At 63.7% G+C, this 19,791-nt stretch carries 12 protein-coding genes; 9 read left to right on the forward strand and 3 right to left on the reverse strand.

Going from position 1 to position 19,791, the window contains the following annotated elements; all coding sequences use genetic code 11:
* Positions 1-111 precede the first annotated feature (111 nt).
* Positions 112-1,257, forward strand: a complete 1,146-nt coding sequence (locus HLH25_RS18135; RefSeq protein ID WP_182975414.1) for an OmpA family protein — start codon at positions 112-114, stop codon at positions 1,255-1,257.
* Between the two features lie 292 nt (positions 1,258-1,549).
* Here the strand turns inward: HLH25_RS18135 and cysK are convergent, their stop codons facing one another.
* The gene (gene cysK, locus HLH25_RS18140; protein WP_182975415.1) at positions 1,550-2,539 is read right to left on the reverse strand and encodes a cysteine synthase A; all 990 of its coding nucleotides are present in this window, start codon (positions 2,537-2,539) and stop codon (positions 1,550-1,552) included.
* 168 nt (positions 2,540-2,707) lie between these two features.
* On the opposite strand from cysK, the gene HLH25_RS18145 reads away from it, so the two are divergent.
* Entirely contained in the window at positions 2,708-3,157 is a 450-nt protein-coding gene (locus HLH25_RS18145) for an RrF2 family transcriptional regulator (RefSeq protein WP_182950942.1), read from the forward strand.
* Positions 3,158-3,210: 53 nt separating this feature from the next.
* On the opposite strand, the gene HLH25_RS18150 is transcribed toward HLH25_RS18145, so the two are convergent.
* Positions 3,211-3,762, reverse strand: a complete 552-nt coding sequence (locus HLH25_RS18150) for a hypothetical protein (RefSeq protein ID WP_182975416.1) — start codon at positions 3,760-3,762, stop codon at positions 3,211-3,213.
* Positions 3,763-4,078: 316 nt separating this feature from the next.
* Here HLH25_RS18150 and HLH25_RS18155 point away from each other — a divergent pair, with 316 nt between their 5' ends.
* The 6 genes from HLH25_RS18155 to HLH25_RS18180 all read left to right on the forward strand — a co-directional run bounded on the left by HLH25_RS18155 (position 4,079) and on the right by HLH25_RS18180 (position 18,140).
* The gene (locus HLH25_RS18155; protein ID WP_182975417.1) at positions 4,079-4,630 is read left to right on the forward strand and encodes a hypothetical protein; all 552 of its coding nucleotides are present in this window, start codon (positions 4,079-4,081) and stop codon (positions 4,628-4,630) included.
* Positions 4,631-4,715: 85 nt separating this feature from the next.
* Entirely contained in the window at positions 4,716-6,746 is a 2,031-nt protein-coding gene (gene parE, locus HLH25_RS18160) for a DNA topoisomerase IV subunit B (protein WP_182975418.1), read from the forward strand.
* A 57-nt stretch (positions 6,747-6,803) separates the two neighbouring features.
* Positions 6,804-7,724, forward strand: a complete 921-nt coding sequence (locus tag HLH25_RS18165) for an EamA family transporter (protein WP_182975419.1) — start codon at positions 6,804-6,806, stop codon at positions 7,722-7,724.
* A 534-nt stretch (positions 7,725-8,258) separates the two neighbouring features.
* Positions 8,259-11,531, forward strand: coding sequence for a TonB-dependent receptor domain-containing protein (locus HLH25_RS18170; RefSeq protein ID WP_182975420.1), 3,273 nt, complete (start codon positions 8,259-8,261; stop codon positions 11,529-11,531).
* A 565-nt stretch (positions 11,532-12,096) separates the two neighbouring features.
* The gene (locus HLH25_RS18175; RefSeq protein WP_375289004.1) at positions 12,097-15,198 is read left to right on the forward strand and encodes a TonB-dependent receptor plug domain-containing protein; all 3,102 of its coding nucleotides are present in this window, start codon (positions 12,097-12,099) and stop codon (positions 15,196-15,198) included.
* Between the two features lie 293 nt (positions 15,199-15,491).
* On the forward strand, positions 15,492-18,140 hold the full coding sequence (locus HLH25_RS18180) for a M1 family metallopeptidase (protein ID WP_182975421.1): 2,649 nt from the start codon (positions 15,492-15,494) through the stop codon (positions 18,138-18,140).
* 258 nt (positions 18,141-18,398) lie between these two features.
* Here the strand turns inward: HLH25_RS18180 and HLH25_RS18185 are convergent, their stop codons facing one another.
* Positions 18,399-18,872 carry a DUF4232 domain-containing protein gene (locus HLH25_RS18185; RefSeq protein ID WP_182975422.1) on the reverse strand — a complete coding sequence of 158 codons (474 nt, stop codon included), beginning with the start codon at positions 18,870-18,872 and terminating at the stop codon, positions 18,399-18,401.
* 147 nt (positions 18,873-19,019) lie between these two features.
* On the opposite strand from HLH25_RS18185, the gene HLH25_RS18190 reads away from it, so the two are divergent.
* Positions 19,020-19,745, forward strand: coding sequence for a helix-turn-helix transcriptional regulator (locus tag HLH25_RS18190; RefSeq protein ID WP_246402705.1), 726 nt, complete (start codon positions 19,020-19,022; stop codon positions 19,743-19,745).
* Positions 19,746-19,791: the final 46 nt, after the last annotated feature.

Below are 19,791 nucleotides of genomic sequence, written 5' to 3' on the forward strand. Positions count from 1 at the left end.
GATTGCCATCGGCGCGTCTTTCGGCAAAGAAGACAGAAATATAAAGGGCGACGCGCGTTCATTCGACCGGGCCGCACAGTCAGCATACCCGGCTAAGGGAGAAATCAGACCATGACAGTGCGGCACGGATTGCTCGGAGGAACGATTCTGGCGGCGTTCGCTTTCGGTTCCACCCTCTCCGTTGCCCCGGCCTTCGCCCAACCCGTCCAGGGTCTGTATGTGGCCGGCGAGGGCGGCGCCACCTTCAACCAGGACCAGCGGGTGCGCTCGTCGCCCAATTTCCCCGACGGGCGCGACAAATACCATACCGGCGCGGTCGGAATCGGCAGCATCGGCTGGGGCCTGGGCAACGGCTTCCGCGTGGAGGTCGAGGGCAATTACCGCAATAACGGGTTGAGGGCCTTCAACTCCGGCGCACTGCCCTCCAGCCATGTCGGCGGACGGCAGCAGACCTACGGCGTCATGGCCAACGCGCTGTTCGACATGGATATCGGCAAAAGCTGGCTCTACCCCTATTTCGGCGCGGGCATCGGCTACGCCTGGCAGTCGATGAACGCCTCCGTCATGGGGCCGGGCAACAGCTTCAACCAGCAGATCGGCGGCACGTTCGGCAATTTCGCCTATCAGGGCATCTTCGGCCTCGCCTTCCCCGTGCCATGGGTCGTCGGCCTGTCGGCCACGGCGGAATACCGGTTCTGGACGATGCTCGGCCCGCAATCCCACGGCGCGACATCGGTGGGCACGATCGGCGGCTACAACGCCAGCCGCCCCTACGGCACCGCGACGGGCAATCGCGACACCATGACCGACTTCAACCATTCGCTGATGCTCGGCCTGCGCTACGAGTTCAATCCGGCGCCGCCCCCGCCTCCCCCCGCCGTGGAGCCGGCGGCCCCCGCCCCCGCGCAGACCCGCACCTATCTGGTGTTCTTCGACTGGGACAAATCCGGCCTCTCCGACCGCGCGCGGGCCATCGTGTCCACCGCCGCCCAGGCCTCGACCCACACCCAGACCACGCGGATCGAGGTCAACGGCTACACCGACAATTCCGCCGCCCACCCCGGCCCGCGCGGCGCGCACTACAACATGGCGCTGTCCCTGCGCCGCGCCCAGGCCGTGCAGGCCGAGCTGATCCGCGACGGCGTGCCCGGCACCGCCATAGACATCCATGGCTTCGGCGAAGACCACCCGCTGGTCCCCACCGGCGCGAACACCCGCGAACCGCAGAACCGGCGCGTCGAGATCATCCTGAAATAAAGTCCAGGTCGGGCTCCCCCTCCGATGGCTTTCCATCGGCCGTTCCGGCCGATGGAACCTTTGCCACCTCCGCCCGAACCCGCAAGGCGCCAGCCGGCCCCTTGACCCCTATTCGTTTTGAGTCGCGAGGTTCAGGCCCGGAAACGTGGGCTGGTGAGCGAGAGCGGCCCGCAGGGCCGCGCCCGTCGTGTGTTTCCGAGCACCGGAGCGGAGCGGCCTCAATGGCCGTGAGCACCGGAGCGCAGGAAACGCGCGCCGGATCGCCACCAGCGCGCGTTTACGGGCCTGAACGTCAGGCTAGGCCGGTGAAGAGGGATGTGGAAAGATAGCGTTCGGCAAAGGAGGGGGCGATGACCACGATCGTCTTGCCCGCATGTTCGGGCAGTTCCGCCAGCTTCAACGCCGCATGCAGCGCGGCGCCCGACGAAATCCCCACCGGCACGCCATCCAGCCGCGCACAGCGCCGCGCGGCCGCGATCGCCTCGCGCTCCGACACCGTCAGCACGCCGTCCAGCGCCGGCAGATCCAGTGTGCGGGGGCAGAAGCCGGGGCCGATCCCCTGGATACCGTGCGGCCCCGCCTCGTCCCCGTTCAGGATCGCGCTCTCCACCGGTTCCACGCCATAGACCGCGAGCCCAGGCTTGCGGGGCTTCAGGGCATGGGCGATGCCGCTGGCGGTGCCCCCGGTCCCCACGCCGGCCACCACGATATCGACCGCGCCGGCGGTGTCGGTCCAGATTTCCTCGGCGGTGGTCAGGGCGTGGATCGTCGGATTGTCCGCGTTTTCGAACTGGCGCGGCATCCAGGCATGCGGCGTTTTCTTCACGATGTCCTCGGCCCGGGCGATGGCACCGGCCATTCCAAGCCGCGAAGGGGTCAATTGCAATTCCGCGTCCAGCAGACGCAGCATCTTGCGCCGCTCCATCGAGGCTCCCTCGGGCATGGTCACGATCAGCCGGTACCCCCGCGCAACCGCGACGAACGCCAGTGAAATACCGGTATTGCCCGATGTCGGCTCGACCAGGACGGTGCGGCCCGGCGTGATGTCGCCCCGCTGCTCGGCGGCCAGCACCATCGCCGCCCCGATCCGGTCCTTGACCGACCCCAGCGGGTTGAAAAATTCCAGCTTCATCAGGATCCGGCAGGCCACCTCGTCCTCCCGCATCAGGCGCGGCAAGGCGACCAGCGGCGTGCCGCCGACCGTATCCACGATCGAGTCGTACACGCGGCCCCGCGGCCCGGCCAGGCCCAGATGGCCGTCCGCCGTCCCTGAATGATCCATGGGTCGTTCCTTCCCCTCAACGCATTGACGCAGATTTAATCGTAATAGCTGACATAATCCATCATCACACCAAACAGAAGCGTGGATCATCGGCGCCGATCCTGCTAGCTTCACACCCAACGGGCATCCGGCCGTCGGACGCACCATGAATTGCAGGGGAAATCGGGAATGCTGCTTCGGCGTGACAGGGCCATGATCGCGGTGCTCATCATGCTCGACGTCGCCTTCCATGCCGGACGCACCGGCACCGTCAGCGCCGCCGACATCGCCGAGCGCGCCGGCCTGGCCCGACGGGGGATCGAACCGCTGCTCCAGACATTGTCGCGCTCCAGCCTGCTGGAAAGCGTGCGCGGGCCGCGCGGCGGCTATCGGTTGGGGCGCCCGCGGCGCGACATCACCGTAGCCGACATCGTCGAAGTCGCGACCGCCGACGATTCGTCGTCCGATGACGGGCCGATGGGCCAGCTTTTCACCCGCGTCATTGATCCGTGCTGGCAGAAGCTGGACGACACGGTGTCGGCCCAGTGCCGCAAACTGACGCTCGACGATCTGGTCCACCGGGCCGAATCCAGTGGCATGCGCCGCCCGCTGGCCGAGCCGATCACCTTCTCGATCTGATTTTCCGCGCTACGCGCGGAAACGGGCGGGGGCACAGACCCCCGCCCATCCCATTAATGCGTGGTCTTGGCGCGACGCCTGGTCGTCGTCTTGCCCGTGCTCTTGGTCGTGCTCTTCGCAGCGGCAGCGGCCGGAGTCGGCGCGGTGATCATGGGGGTCGGCACCACCACACCTGTCGCATCGACCGTCGCCGCCACATCCAGCGTGTCGCGCGGCTGGCCGGGGCCACGGATCAGCGTCACGCCGAAATGGTCCGGCCCGGCATAGGCTGTGTTGGGCGTGTACATCACAACCGTATGATCGTTGTGATTATACAGGAAGACCTTGCCGTGCTCCGGAGCCGGCGCGACGCCGAACGACGTGTAGGCATGTTCCCCATCCTGAAGCAGCACGACGCAATTGCCGTCATCGCTTCGCACCGACATCGTCGTCGCCTTCCTGGCCGGTTCGGACGCCTTGACGGGGCTGACCTGACAGACCGCCGAACGCTTCATGTAGCCGAACGGATCGGGAGGACCTGCCACCTGGAGCGCAGGCTTGTTTTGACATCCGGCCAGCACGGCTGTCGCCGCCACCAGAATTGCAGAAGACAGTCGCACGCGCACTCGTCAACTCCGCTCGCTCAAGAAACCGGCACGCCCCAGACGCGGCCGCGAATCGTCCCGGCAACGCTCCAGAGCACGACCGGGATGCATACAAAGACCCTATCCGATCCCCAGGGATCGGCAATCCACCGATGGCACGGGGCCACGGAACGCGCCATGATACGGCGACCGGTCGCGACCCCAAAATTTGATTGCCAACGCTCTGGTCAGGGTTATGCTGCCATTATAGAAGCCTAGCAAGCCCAGTTCACATGCCGGTTCATGTCATCGACGACGACCCGGCGCAGCTTTCCGGTCGGTCGGGAGAAACCCTATCATGACGTTTCCCATTTGGCGTACCGCAATCGCCGGTCTGGCCCTTGCCGGGCTCGTGAACGGCCAGGCCGCGCTCGCCGCCGGCGCCTGCACGTCCTCGCCCGCGCATGAGGCCTTCGACGTGCAGGGCCTGAAAAGCGAGCTGATGGTCACGGCCCTGTCGTGCAACATGCAGGACCGCTACAATGCCTTCGTCACGCGCTTCCGCCCCAAGCTGCTGGACGAGGAAGGGGCGCTGAACGCCTATTTCCGCACCACCTACGGCCGCGGCGCCCAGCGCGAGCATGACGACTACATCACCCAGCTTGCCAACGTGCAGTCCGAGCGCGGGCTGAAGGCCGGCACCGCCTTCTGCAACCAGCGCGCGGCGATGTTCGACGAGGTCGCGGTGCTGGAAAGCGCGCAGGACCTTTCGCGCTATGCCCAGGCCAAGGACATCATCCAGCCGGCGTCATACGAAACATGCGCCGCGCCCGAGCGCGCGCTGCATACCGAAATCCGCAGCCGCGCGCGCGCCCGCGCCACCCACACCACCCACGCCACCCGGAGCTGACACCCGGCACGTCCAGGGCACGGCGCGTGACCCTGGGCACGCGCCTGCTTGACAGGGAACAGGGCCGCGGAACAAAGAACAGTCCATGAACGACGATCTCTTTTCCGCGCCGCGCCCGAAGCGGGAGCCTCGCCCCCGCCCGACCGAGGCCGCCGTGCCGGCTCCGGCCAACGCGGCCGAGGCGTACGACGCCAGCGCGATCGAGGTGCTGGAAGGGCTGGAGCCCGTCCGGCGTCGGCCCGGCATGTATATCGGCGGCACGGACGAGGGCGCGTATCATCATCTCGCCGCCGAGATCCTGGACAATGCGATGGACGAGGCGGTGGCCGGCCACGCCACCACCATTGATGTCTCGCTGGAAGCCGGCGACTGGCTGACCATCCGCGACAACGGGCGCGGCATCCCGGTCGATCCCCACCCAAAATTCAAGGACCGCTCGGCCCTGGAAGTCATCCTGACCACGCTGCACGCGGGCGGGAAATTCTCCGGCAAGGCCTATGCGACCTCGGGCGGCCTGCACGGCGTGGGGTCGTCGGTGGTCAATGCCCTGGCCGCGCGGATGGAGGTCGAGGTCGCACGCGACCGCACCCTGTGGCGTCAGGCCTACGAACGCGGCCATCCGGTCACGACGCTGGAAAAGGTGGGGCCGACCCAGAACCGGCGCGGCACCCAGATCCGCTTCACCCCCGACCCGCAGATCTTCGGGCGGCTCCATTTCTCGCCCGCGCGCCTGTACAAGCTGTGCCGGTCCAAGGCGTACCTGTATCGCGGCGTGACCATCCGCTGGGCCTGCGACCCGGCGCTGATCCGTGACGACGCCATTCCCGCCGAAGCCGTGCTGCATTTCCCCGGCGGCGTGGCCGACAGCCTGCGCGACGAGCTGGGCTCGGCCGCGCTGCTGGCCGAGATGTGGTCCGGCGACGCCGACCTGCCGGTGGGGCCGGACGGCGCCGAGACCGGCCGGATGGAATGGGCGGTGGCGTTCCTGGAATCGGGGTCGTCCACGCTCGCCTCGTATTGCAACACCATCCCCACCCCGCAGGGCGGCACGCACGAGGCCGGGTTCCGCACCGCGCTGCTCAAGGGCTTCCGGGCGTGGGGCGAGCAGCGGTCGAACCGCCGCGCCTCGGCGATCGCGGCCGACGACATCATGGGCATCATCGCCGCCAAGCTGTCGGTCTTCATCCGCGATCCGCAGTTCCAGGGCCAGACCAAGGAAAAACTGACCTCGCCCGAGGCCGGCCGCCTGGTCGAAACCGCGCTGCGCGACCGGTTCGAGCAGTGGCTGGCCGGCCACCCCGCGCAGGCGGACAACCTGCTGGCCTTCATCATCGAACGCGCCGAAGAACGGCTGCGCCGCAAGGACCTCAAGGACACCCCGCGCAAGAGCGCCACAAGACGCCTGCGCCTGCCGGGCAAGCTGACCGACTGCACGCGCGAAAACGCGGCCGAGACCGAAATCTTCCTGGTCGAGGGCGATTCCGCCGGCGGCTCGGCCAAGCAGGCCCGCAACCGCGAAACCCAGGCGGTGCTGCCCCTGCGCGGCAAGATCCTGAACGTCGCCAGCGCCTCGACCGAAAAGCTGCGCGCCAACCAGGAACTCCGCGATCTGGTCGAGGCCCTGGGCTGCGGCATCGGCGACCGGTTCGACGCCACGCGCCTGCGCTACGGGCGCGTCATCATCATGACCGACGCCGACGTGGACGGCGCGCACATCGCGTCGCTGCTGATGACCTTCTTCTACCGCGAACTGCCCGAACTGATCCGCCGGGGGCATGTCTATCTGGCACAGCCGCCGCTCTACCGCCTGACCCAGGGCGGCAGGACGGTCTATGCGATGGACGATGCCGACCGCGAGCGGAAGCTGAAATCGGATTTCAAGCCGAACGCCAAGGTCGAGATCTCACGCTTCAAGGGCCTTGGCGAAATGCCGCCGGGCGACCTGAAACAGACGACGATGGACCCGAAGAAGCGCACGCTGCTGCAAGTCGTCACCCGGCCCGAAGACCGCGCGCTGACCAGCGACCGGGTCGAGCAACTGATGGGCCGAAAAGCCGAGTCGCGCTTCCAGTTCATTCAGGAACATGCCCGCCTGGTCGAAGAACTGGACGTCTGACCCCTTGCCCGTCCCGATACGCGCCGCCAGTCCCGCCGCCATGCCCCCAAACCGGCGATGAGTGCCCCCAGGCCGCCCATGGCTGGCGGCGAACGGCTGTATGATCCAGCCATCGGCATGCTGCTGGTCGTGACGGGCATGTTTTCGTTCCAGGTGGGCGGATCGTTCGCCAAGCTGCTGTTTCCCGTCTTCGGGCCGCTGGGCACGGTCAGCCTGCGGCTATGGATCGCCGCCATCGTGCTGGGCATCCTGGTGCGCCCGTGGCGCGCGGCACCCGACCGGGCGACCCTGAAACTGATTTTCTGGTATGGTGCCTCGATCGGCATCATGAACATGGGGTTCTATCTCTCCCTGGAGCGCATGCCCCTGGGCGTGGCGGTCGCCATCGAATTTCTGGGGCCGCTGACCCTCTCCCTGTCCGGAGCGCGCCGCGCGCGCGAACTGCTGGTCTGCCCGCTGATCGCCGGCGGGTTGTATCTGCTGCTGCAACCGGGCGCGGCCCTGGCCGGTCATCCGCTCGACCTGCTGGGCGTGGCCTACGGACTGATGGCCGCCCTGGCCTGGGCCGCCTATATCGTGACGGGCAGCCGGGTCAGCCGGCGCATCGACGCCGCGCGCGCGACGGCGCTGGGCCAGGCCGTGGGCGCGGCGCTGGTCACGCCGCTGATGTTCGCGACGCTGCCGGTCGCCATCGTCCATCCCCACGCCGCCTTTCTGGCCTGCGGCGTCGCCGTCCTGTCCTCCGCCCTGCCCTACACGCTGGAGATGCTGGCCATGAAGCGGCTCCATCCGCGCCAGTTCGGCCTCCTGACCAGCCTGGACCCGGCACTCGCCACCATCACCGGCATGCTGCTGCTGGGCGAGCATCTGGCCCTCGCGCAATGGGCCGGGATTCTGTGCATCGTCCTGAGTTCGATCACGGGCGTCCTGGCCCAATCCCCAGGCGCCCGAACGGCGGCGACACTGCCCGAGATATGACAGGCGCCGCATGCGCGGCGAGTGATCGGCTCCGACAGACAGCGTGGCAAGAATATCACATTCACGGCATCCCGCGCTCAGGGCTGTCAAAGAGAACAGCCAAACCCATCAAAAAAAGTTGTCTGCTGAATTTTACCGAATAATAAAATTGAATTTACGAATTTCTAATATTTCCTCTTCGTTGAACACGACCCTTGCGAATATTGATGGGCACCCATGTTGCAGATGGGCAACAGAACGCAAAGAATCTGTAACAAGCACCCCGCAAGCGGTCGACAAGCCCGTTACGATCATGTGTAACTTTTATTAACGCGCCGTAACTAGGCAATTACACATGTCAAGGGAGTTCTACGCGACATCGCAATCTCCGGAAGTCCGGAACAGGATGAAACGTGGCCGATCACTGGAATTATATCGGAGTCCTCATGATTTCCGGAAATTCTCCGTTCGGATGATGTGGCATGGCTTTTGGCGCCGAATACTTGTCAAGACACTCGCTTACCGATTTTCACGTTAACCCTTCTGGAGAAATTCATGGGCGATCGCCAGATAAAGCAGACGACCGCACGCGCCTTCCGTCGCAAGAACAGCCTTCTGCTGGCCGGTGTCGCAACCGCCGCACTGATACTCCCCGCGATCAGAGAGGCTCACGCCGCGGACACCACGCAGAGCGGTAAAACGAAGCACAAGGTCGCACACACGGCAAAAGTGCATCGCGCTCCCGTCACTACGACCGGCGTGCGGACAGTCCGGGCCACCGCAACCACGCCCGTTGCCGCCACCGCGCCCGTGCCCGTGCCCGTGAAGGCCCAGACTCTGGCGCAGGCCAGCACGGATACGTCCGGACTGAGCGTTGATCAGGAACAGATCGTGGTCACGGGTTCGCGTCTCGCGCATAAAGCGATCAACGACATCGCGCCCAGCTATAGCGTCGATGCCGCGCAGCTCTCGGCCCGCGGCTATACCAACCTGGGCACGGCCCTGCTGCGTGAGGACACGGCCTTCAGTTCGCCCGACAACAGCATGGCGGGCCAGCAGGGATCGTTCGGGGCCGGACAGTTCTTTGCCAGCATGCTCGGGATGGGTTCCCAGCGAACGCTGACACTGGTCAACGGCCATCGTTTTGTTTCGGGCGCATCATCGTCGCTCTTCGGCGCGGTCGCCGGATCTCCGGTCGATATGTCGACACTGCCCGTGTCGCTGGTCAAGCGTGTCGAACGCAAGACCGTTGGCGGCGCCCCGGCTTATGGGTCGGACGCCATCGCAGGTGTCGTCAACTATATTCTCGATGACGATTTCCAGGGCGTCAAACTCAACGCGCAGGGTGGCTTCAGCCAGCGCGAGGATTACGGCTCGGCCCATATCGCCTTCACGGCCGGCCACCATTTCGATCACGATCGCGGCGGCATCGTCTTCAATCTGGAATATACCGACACGTTGCCCATGACGAACGCACAGCGGGCAAACTCGGTCGGCAATGGCGACGATCGCATGTCCTACGGACAGGCGTCCGCCGCGGACAATTCTCCTTTCAAGTACGTCTTGCGAGATGGCTCGCGCCGCTATCTCGAATTCACGACGACAGGCATGCCCCTGGGCATCGATTCATATCCCACGCTGAACGGCCAGCCTTATGCCAGTCTGACAAACGCGGCGGGTCAGCCTCTGATTTTCAGCCAGGATGGCAGGAGCCTGGTTCCACTGACGTTCAAGCAGGCCAACGGCGACCAGTTGACCGGCGTGAACGGCAACGGCTTTCCGATCAACAATTACAGTAACCTCATCACAGGCCAGCATCGTCTCAATCTGACCGGCCTCAATCACTATCAGATCACGGACCATCTCAAGCTGTCTCTTGAAGAGTGGTATCAGCAGAGCGACAGCTTCAACACGGCAGCGCAGGGCTATTATAATACCGCCCTATTCGGCAATGCCATGACGGGCAGCACGACCGACGGTACCGCCAACGGTGATCTGGTGCTGAGCACCAACAATCCGTTCCTGACGGCCGGCGAACAGAACACCATCAAATCGGCACTCGCTGCCCAGGGTCTGCCCACCGACAGCTTCTATATGGCACGCGCCAACCAGGATATCGGCGCGGGATATTTCACGACCAACAACCAGATGTTCCGCTTTGTCGGCACGCTGGCCGGTGACTTCAATTTCGCTGGTCGGCATTTTGACTGGGATGTCACGCCGGAATACGGCAAGAACATCAGCACCACCGACCAGCCCCAGATCGTGACGCAGAACTATTATAACGCGATCAATGCGGTCACCGCCGCCGACGGCTCGATCGTCTGCGCACCGGGCTATACGTCTGCCGGCATCGCGACAGTGAACCCTACCTGTTCTCCGCTGAATGTCTTCGGCCAGGGACAGGCGTCTCAGGACGCGGCCAATTATGTGATGGCCCGTACCCGCACGAAGCAGATCAATTCGCAGTTCGACGTACTGGGCGAAGTCAAGAGCACCGTGGTCAAGCTGCCGGCGGGCGACATCCGCTATGCGATCGGTTATGAACACCGTCGGGAAAGCTTCAACTTCAATCCGGGCGCCTATAACCTCGGCCAGCTCCAGCCAGACGGCTCGCGTGATCCGTGGGGCGCTTCGGCGGTGATGACACCGGTGGTGGGCTCCTACGAAACCCATGAAGCCTTCGGCACCCTGTCCGTGCCGCTCGTCAATCCGAGCATGCAGGTTCCCGGCGTCTTCAACGCGTCCATCGAAGCCGATGCGCGCTACGTCCATAACAGCATAACGGGCGGCTTCTGGACGTGGACCGCCGGCGGCGCCTATTCGCCGGTTCGTGACATCACGTTCCGTGGCAATTATACGCGCTCGCTCCGCGCGCCGGCCGTGACTGAACTGTTTGCGCCGCAAGGCACGGTGTTCGATCTGGGTGACGATCCCTGCTCCAGCCAGTTCATCAATACCGGGCCGAATCCCGCGACGCGCATGGCCAATTGCGAGGCAGCAGGCGTGCCCGCTACCGGTTTCAATTCCAACATTGTCAACTTCACGCAGAAGGGCGTGTCCGGCGGCAATCCGCACCTGAGGAACGAGGTCGCGGATTCCTTCACCGGCGGCTTTATGTTCACACCGCACTTCGCGCGTGGGCTGGAACTGACGGCCGACTTCAACGACATCAAGCTGAGCAACGAAATCACCTCGCTCACCCTCGGGCAGTTGATGCAGGCATGCTACGATTCCGCGACCTACCCCAATCAATATTGCAGCACCTTCTCGCGCGGCACCGATCATCAGATTCAGCCGGGATTTCAGGAAGGCTACTATAACATTGCCTCGCGGCATGTGCAGGCGCTTCAGGCCGCCCTGCACTATACGGTATCGCTGCGCCGCTTCGGCCTGCCGGACGATGCCGGACTGCTGCAAGGCTCGGTCAACTACACGCACTACGCCAACAATACACGCACCCTTCTGGGTACGACCTATCAAGAATCGGGAGATCTCGGCACGCCGAACGACCGCTTCACGGCAGACCTGAACTATGTTCGTGGGCCGCTCTTCTTCCAGTGGCAGATCCTTTATTACGGTCCGTCCAAATATGCCCTGAACGTGTCGGATACGACATACCAGCACAACAAAGTCGCCCAATGGTTTACCTTCAATACAACTATTGAATACACGTTCGCCAAGCATTGGACGGCGAACTTCATGATGAACAACGTCTTCGACGGCAGGCCGCAATATCCTTACCAGATCAGCGGCAGCTCATATGATCGCTATATGGACGCCATCATCGGCCGCAACTTCCAGGTTTCCCTGACAGCGGCTTTCTGACCGGACCTCGCCCCGACGGAGGCATCCGTCGGGCATGGCCTGATTTTTTCGCCCGATCGGCTCGTTATACCCGGTCGGGCACCCTCGCGGAACGATATCCGCCGATCTGCCCTACCAACGAAGGCGCGGTGCGGAACCGCCCTTCACCCCCAGCCGTCGAGGCCCATGGTTCCCAGGGCTCGGCCGCCGCCCCCATCTCCCGGTGCACTGCCCGCATGGCATCATGAAGTGGGCGATCCGACTCTTCCTGTTGCACAGTAGCAACATAATGCAAGAAATCTGTCACATCTGTTGCGCAGACGGTCGACAGGATCATCCCGATCATGTGTAGTTTTTGATAACGCGCCTGCAACAGGCACATGACATTTGCTCAGGGAGTTCCACGAACGCATCGTCCTTATCGACAATCCAGAAAGGGATGAAACGCGGCCGAGCAGAGAATGACGCCGGAATCGATCGGATTCCTGGCTCCGTCTCTGCCCTGAACTCATGGCATCACCTTTGGCGCCGAATGCCGACCAAGACACTTGCTTATCAATCCTCACATCAATATCGGGAGAAATTCATGGGCGATCGCCAGATAAGGCCGACGACCGCACGAACAACCCAGCGCCAAAAGAATGTTCTTCTCTTTGCCTTCACGGCCATGAGCGGAATGATGTATTCTTCCGCTTTCGCGCAGAGTGCGGAGCGGGCGACACAAACACTTCCCAAGCACCACACCCGCACGACCAAAGCCGCCAAAGTCGCAAAGCCGGTATCGGTCGCAGCACCCGTCGCTCCGGTCGCGGCGGTCCCCATGGCTCCGTCGTCCTCACGCAACGCCTCAGTCCTCGCGAACGCTGCTTCCGCGACGATCCCCGAGGCAGAGCCGGAAAACGTCATTGTAACGGGCACCCTGTTCCACGATCCCAACGCCTCCAGCGCGGCTCCGATCGAGGAACTGACGTCGCGCGACATGCAGCGCCGCGGCATCAAGACAGTGACCGACGCGCTGCAACAGCTTTCCTCGAACGGCTCAGGGAACCTGACAAACGCGTTCGGTGCCAACGGTGCTTTCGCAACGGGTGCGTCCGCGCCTTCGCTGCACGGCCTGACGACCGACTCAACCCTGGTTCTGATGGACGGCCAGCGCCTGTCCTACTACCCGCTGGCCGATGACGGCGAACGTGACTTCGTCGATACCAACTGGATGCCTCAGTCGATCATGGAACGGATCGACGTGAAGGAAGACGGCGGCTCCGCAACGTATGGTGCCGATGCTGTCGGCGGCGTGATCAACTTCATTACCCGCAAGGAAATCAAGGGTTTCGAAGGGAATGCCGAAGGCGGTCTGAGCCAACGCGGCATCGCAGGCCATCAGCGCCTGTACGCGACCTACGGCCATGGTGATCTGGCGCGTGACGGATATAATTTCTACATCAACGCGGAATATCAGCAGGACGACGCTGTATATAACCGCGACCTCGGTTACCCGTACAACACGTCCGATCTGACCGGCATCGGCGGCAGCAACTGGATTTATAACGGCGCCAATCCCAATGCCAGCTACGGCAGCCCGCAGGCAATCGTCGCTCCCGTCAATAGCAGCGGCCAGGTTGTCGGCAGTTATCAACTGCTGAACCCCTCCGCAAGTTGCGGCAAATACGGTTCGGCTTCCAGCGGGACACTTGGCGCTTCCACCAACTATATCGGTAGCGGCAGTGCTTTCAGCGGTTGCAGCATCGACACGACCAAAGCATATGCCCAGACCAGCCCGTCGATTCAGCGCATCAACGCAACGGCTCACTTTACCGCCAATGTCACGCCGCGCTCCCAGTTTACTGCGATGTTCACCTACTCGCAGACAACGACGACCGCACCGGGCTCGCTCGGGGGAGTGCCTGCGCTTCTGCAAGCGCAGACCCAGGCCAAACTGGCCAACACCAACAACCTGCTGATCCCGGCACTTCTTCCCAATGGGCAGCTCAATCCGAACGATCCGTTCGCCGCTCAGGGCCAGGCCGCCAGCATGTATTACATGTTCGGTGACCTGGTTCCGACAACCGTTGCCTACAGCCAGAACTTCCGCGGTTCGATGCGCTATAACGGCACTGCGGCATCGAACTGGGGATCGGACTGGAATTACGATTTCAACTTCGTCGGCATGAATTCGATGCTGGCACAGACCTATACCGGCTTCCCGACGATCGACGGCATCGAGAACGCTGTCGCCAATGGCACGTACAACTTCGTCGATCCGTCCAAGAACTCCCAGGCTGTCCTGAATTCGATCGCACCAAAAAACGTCGTGCATGATCGGACCCAGGAATATTCCTACGAAATGACGGGGAGCAAAGGCCTGTTTCGCCTTCCGGGCGGCATGGTGAATGTCGCGATCGGTGGCAATATCCGCTGGGAATCCCTCTACGCTCCCAATGGCAACCCGGTCAATCTGGCCGACCCTGGCGCCCAGTACTTTTCCATCAACCCTGTCAGCGCCCAGGGCAGCCGTTGGGTTGAATCCGGCTTCTGGGAACTCGGCCTGCCGTTCCACAAGATGCTGAAAGCCGATCTGGCTGGTCGCTATGATAATTACTCGACCAGCACCGGCACGGGCTATGGCCATTACACCCCGCAAGCCAATCTGGTGTTCAAACCGGTCGATCAGTTTGCCCTACGCGGCACGTTCTCGCGTGGTTTCCGCGTCCCCAGCTTCTCAGAAACGGGTGGCCAGACTGTCGGCTACATTAATAATAACATCACCAACCCGGCCTGGTTGGCTGAACATAACAACGACGCGTACACTAAGACCTATAGTGTTGGCCTGAACTCGGTCGGCAACCCGAATCTGAAGCCGGAAATCGCGACCAACTTCAGTGGTGGCGCGGTCATCAAGCCGCTGCCGTGGATTACCCTGAGCGCCGATTATTATTACATCAAGAAGTCGAACTATATTACGGGCAATCCGTACGGTCAGAACGCGACTCTGATCAGCAATGATTACGTGTCGGGTCAACCGCTCCCGCCCGGCATAACGGTGACGCCGGACGCTGTTGACGCCGCGAACCCATCGGCAATGCCACGGCCAGGCTTGATCAATTACGGCTTCATCAACACGCCGTGGATGCGCACCGACGGTGTTCAGCTCGGCTTCACCGCCTCGCACCGTTTGCCTGGCGTGCTGCATGAGGTGAACTGGTACAGCAAAGGTGAAATGACCTATGTTCGTCGGTTCTCGATTGGGATACCGGGCGGCGAGGTCCAGGAATTTGCTGGGACCATCGGCCCGTACAATACCACCTCGGCTTCCGGCACCCCGCGCTGGAAGGCCAACTGGGCCAATACGTTCATGTGGCGCAAGCTGGCAGTAACGCCGACGGTCTATTATACCAGCGGCTACAAAACCATCGCGGCCGATGCAGGTGCCACCAGTTGCGGCCTTCTGACGGGCGCGGCTCAGATACCTTCCACCCAATGCCATGTTAAGAACTATTGGGATGTCGATCTGACCGTGAATTATCAGATCAGCCCTCGTTGGTCAGTCTATGCCAACGTCTATAATCTGCTTGGCTTCCGTGCGCCCTATGATTACGCCACCTACGGCTCCTACCTTTACAATTCTTCATGGTCTCAGAAGGGCATCATCTATCGCTCCTTCCAGTTCGGTGTTAACGTCAAACTGTGACGCAATGAAGAGATGAGGGATGGCAGCAAACTGTCCCTTCTGTCTCAAGGCTGACTTCCGACACTGGGGGTCAGCCTTTTTTCTATCGCTACGATAATCTGGCGTCATGCGACGTTGACCGTCGAGCAATTGTCACAGGTCCACCGTATGCATGCGCCGGTCATGTCTGGTCGCGACACGCGTACGCTAGTCCGACAGCCCCACATCCCATGCGATTTGCCTCCATCCCCCCGCTGATGGACAATCGTTGCCGACCATTCCATGTGCTGGTTCCTCACAACCGGAGTTTCCATATGAATTTCAGACCAGCCATCGCCACGCTTCTGCTGGCGAGTACGGCCCTGTTGTCTCGGCCGGCCTTGGCCGAAGCCCCCTTCGATTTCGCGCACGCACCCGGACAATTGCCGAAAGACGTTGTGCCGAGCGCCTACCGGATCAATATCGTCACCGACCTGAAGCGCCTCGCCCTGACCGGGCATGAAGACATCGCCGTCAATGTCACATCCCCCACCGCCAGCATCACGCTGAACCAGGCGGGCCTGACGCTGATCTCGGCAACGCTCGACGGCACGCCGGCGAAAATCACCCAGGACGACAAGGCCGAGACCGCGACGCTCACCCTGCCGCAGCCCATGACCACGGGCGCGCACAAGCTGGCGATCGTTTATCGCGGCCCCATCCCCGCCACGCCGAACGGCATTTATTACGACGATTACCGCACCCCCGACGGCAAGCAGCACCGCATGCTGGTGACGCAGTTCGAGGTCGCGGATGCGCGCCGCATGTTCCCCGGCTGGGACGAGCCCGCCTTCAAGGCGACGTTCCAGTTGACGGCGACCCTGCCCGCCGACTTCACCGCCGTCAGCAACATGCCGATCGAATCGTCCACACCGGCCGGCGCGCATGCCAGGCAGGTCGTCTTCGGCACGACGCCCCGCATGTCCACCTACCTGCTGGCCCTGGTGGCCGGCGACATGAAGGCCGTCAGCGGCAAGGGCGGCAACACGCCGATCAATGTCTACGCCCCCACCGGCGAGCAGGAAAAAGGACGCTACGCCCTGACCGCGGCGTCGCAGATCCTGCCCTATTACAATGAGTATTTCGGCGTCGACTATCCGCTGCCCAAGATGGACCTGATCGCCATCCCCGGCAATTACGAAGCCGGCGCGATGGAAAACTGGGGCGCCATCACCTTCATCGACGACGACCTGCTGTTCGATCCCAAGACCAGCGCGCCGACCACTCAGGAAGCGGTCTATATCGTCGTGGCGCATGAAATGGCCCACCAATGGTCGGGCGACCTGGTGACGATGGGCTGGTGGGACAATATCTGGCTCAACGAAGGGTTCGCCACCTGGATGGAGACCAAGGCCACCGACCATTTCAACCCGACCTGGCAGATGTGGCCGCGCCAGCATGCCGATCGCGAGCAGGCGATGGCGCAGGATGCCCATCCGACCACGCATCCGATCCAGCAAGTGATCCACGACGTCAGCGAGGCCAATACCGCCTTCGACCGGATCAGCTACCAGAAAGGCGAGCAGGTCATCCGCATGGTCGAGGACTGGCTGGGTCCCGATGTGTTCCGTGACGGCATGCGCGCCTACATGAAGGCCCACGCCTACGGCAACACCACCAGCGCCGACCTGTGGGCCGCCCTGTCGCAGGTCTCGCATCAGGACGTGGCGACGGTCGCGCGCAGCTTCACCGAGCAGCCGGGCATCCCGCTGGTCACCGTGAGCCGTCGCTGCGAAGCCGGCAAGACGACCCTGACACTGACCGAGGGCCGCTTCTCCATCGGCGACGCCCATCCGCTGCCCGCACGCTGGAACATCCCCGTTACCGTCGCGGGTCCGGGCGTCACCGCGCAGCGCGTGATCCTGACGTCCGAACAGCCGGCGCATCTGACCTTCGCCGGCTGCGACCTGGCGCTGAAGGCCAATCCGGGCGAGAACGGCTATTACCGCGTCGCTTATGACGCCTCGTCGCTGGCGGCTCTCGGCAAGGCCTTCAGCCAGTTGAGCCCCGTGGATCGCGCCAACCTGCTGGGCGACCAGTACGCCCTGTTCCAGGCCGGCCTGGCGCCGCTCTCGACCTGGCTGAATCTGGTTGCCGCCCTGCCGGCCACGCACGAGGACAATATCGCCGTCTGGCAGGACACGATCGGCCGCCTGAAGGATCTCGACGCCATGGAACGCGGCAGCCCGTCGCGGCCCGCCTTCCACGCCTTCGCCCGCGCCCTGCTGGGGCCGCAACTGGCACGCCTGGGCTGGACGCCGCGCGCGGATGAATCCTTCCTCGATACCCTGCTGCGTCCGCAGGTGATCTCGGCTCTGGGCCAGTTCGACGACCCGGCGGTCGTCAGCGGCGCGCAGGAGCGCTTCGCCGCCTACGTGAAGAACCCCGCCAGCCTGCCGCCCAGCCTGGTCGACCCCGTCACCTCGGTCGTCGGCCGGCATGCCGATGCCGCGACCTACGCCATCCTGGTCAGGAAGCTGCACGCGGCCACCAGCACCGAAGACAAGCTGCGCTTCTTCAACGCCATGGCCGGAGCGCGTGATCCCGCGCTGATCCGACAGAGCGTGCAGATCGCCTATAGCGGCGTCATTCCCAACGGCCGCGTCGCCCGCTCGCTCGCCCGCGTGGCCAGCGCCAGCGACAATCCCGACCTCGTCTGGTCGCTGGTGCAGGATCCGCAGACGCAGAAGCAGATCCGCGCGCGTCTGGCCCCCTGGTCGCAATCCGCCCTGCTGCCGGCCATCGCGTCGTACTCGATCAATCCCGAGGTCTCGAAGGCACTGGCTGCCGACTCCTCCGCCACGGAATCGACTGGTGCCAGGATCGAAGCCCACAAGGCCACCGATCTGATCGCGGCCAACGCCGCCATCGCGGCCCGCGCCCAGGCGGACCTGACCCCGTGGCTGGCGGCCCTCTCGCACTGACCACGACCCGGAACGCCGGAACACCCAACCGATCGTTTCAGGCCGGCGGAGCCTGAAACGGTCGTCTCCGGCAATCCCACCTCGGGGCGCGATCAATCGCGGCCCGGCCTGCCGCCGGGGCATTGTTCGTCCGTATAACTTCGCGAACAACGCCCCGGCGCCATTTCTCCATCGCCCTTTCAAATCCCGCAGGGCAACCCAGCTCTGAGCCACCGCGCTCGCGGCACCGATCCGCGTCCGGCCTACGGGGCCTGTGGCCTATGGCGCTGGGGGTGCTGTATCAGGCCGCAGCGGCGCCTGATCGAAGAACCGCGCGGAACCGGCCGGGGCGCACATATGCCGCCCGAAGGACTGCCGCAACGTGCCCCCAGGCAGGTCAATCACCGCGGTGGCCGGCGAGATGCAATGGTGACCGTCATAAACGTCACCCGAGACCCAATGCAGCCGCGCCGTCAGTGCCGCGCCGGGCATTACCTGAACCGATGACAGGACCGGTCCAGGATGCATCCCAGGCGGCGCACGGCGCACCGCATCCACTGCACGACCATCGGTATCCTCGAAATGCAGGCGCGGCAGCGCCCGCACCCGGCACGGCGCGCGACCGATATTCCGCAGCACCAGCAGCGTGCCGCTCTGCGACATGCCGTTGAATGCGCCCCCTTCGTCATCGAAGCCGAGCGAGAGCTGCGAAACCGGGCATTGGAACGACCGTACCGACGCGGCTCGAGCCACGGAAGCAGAGAGAACGCCTGCGACGAATAGCCCGGCGCAAGACGAAAGAACCGCAAGCCACACACGTCGCACGTTCATCATATCCTCAGCATTCCCTATCGTTTACCGAGCCGACAGCCTAAAAACAGCACGTCATCTGAAGCAAGCATGCGGCAGGCGGCCCACCATCACAGAGAGGAAACCGCCCTGTCCCGCGCCAGTCGCCTGCTCGACCTGCTTCAGGCCCTGCGCCGCCGCCGTCATCCCGTCACGGCCGGCACGCTCGCAGGCGAACTGGGTGTCTCCGTGCGCACGGTCTATCGGGACATCGCGACATTGACCGCGCAAGGGGCCGCGATCGAAGGGGAGGCCGGCATCGGCTACGTGCTCCGGCCCGGTTACCTGCTGCCCCCCTTGCGCTTCACCGGGGACGAACTGGACGCACTGATTCTGGGCCTGCGCCTTGTACGCCAGCGGGGCGACGACATTCTGGAACATGCGGCGGCCAATGTAATCGCCAAGATTTCCGCTGTCCTGCCCGATACGCACGGGGAAGAAGTCGAAACCAGCGGCATGCTCGCCGGACCGGCCGGCCGGAACGAGATGCCCTGCCTCGAGGTCATCCGGCAGGCGATCCGCGACGAGACGAAATTGCACCTGCGATACACGGACAAAAAGGAGCACACGACCGAACGCCTGATCTGGCCCGTTGCGATCGGTTTCTTCGAAGCCGCCGAGGTGCTGGCCGCATGGTGCGAGAAGCGCGCCGATTTCCGGCATTTCCGTCTGGACCGCATCGTGGCCGTCACCCCAGGCCGCGAGCGTTATCCGAGACGGCGGCGCATCCTGCTCGCCGAATGGCGCGCGCTCACGGGGATCGACACGCCCTACTGACGGAAACTGTCACAGGCGCCTGATAGGCAAAAGCCGTTCCAACAAT

This window comes from Gluconacetobacter dulcium (assembly GCF_014174165.1).
Classification (GTDB): Bacteria; Pseudomonadota; Alphaproteobacteria; order Acetobacterales; family Acetobacteraceae; genus Gluconacetobacter; species Gluconacetobacter dulcium.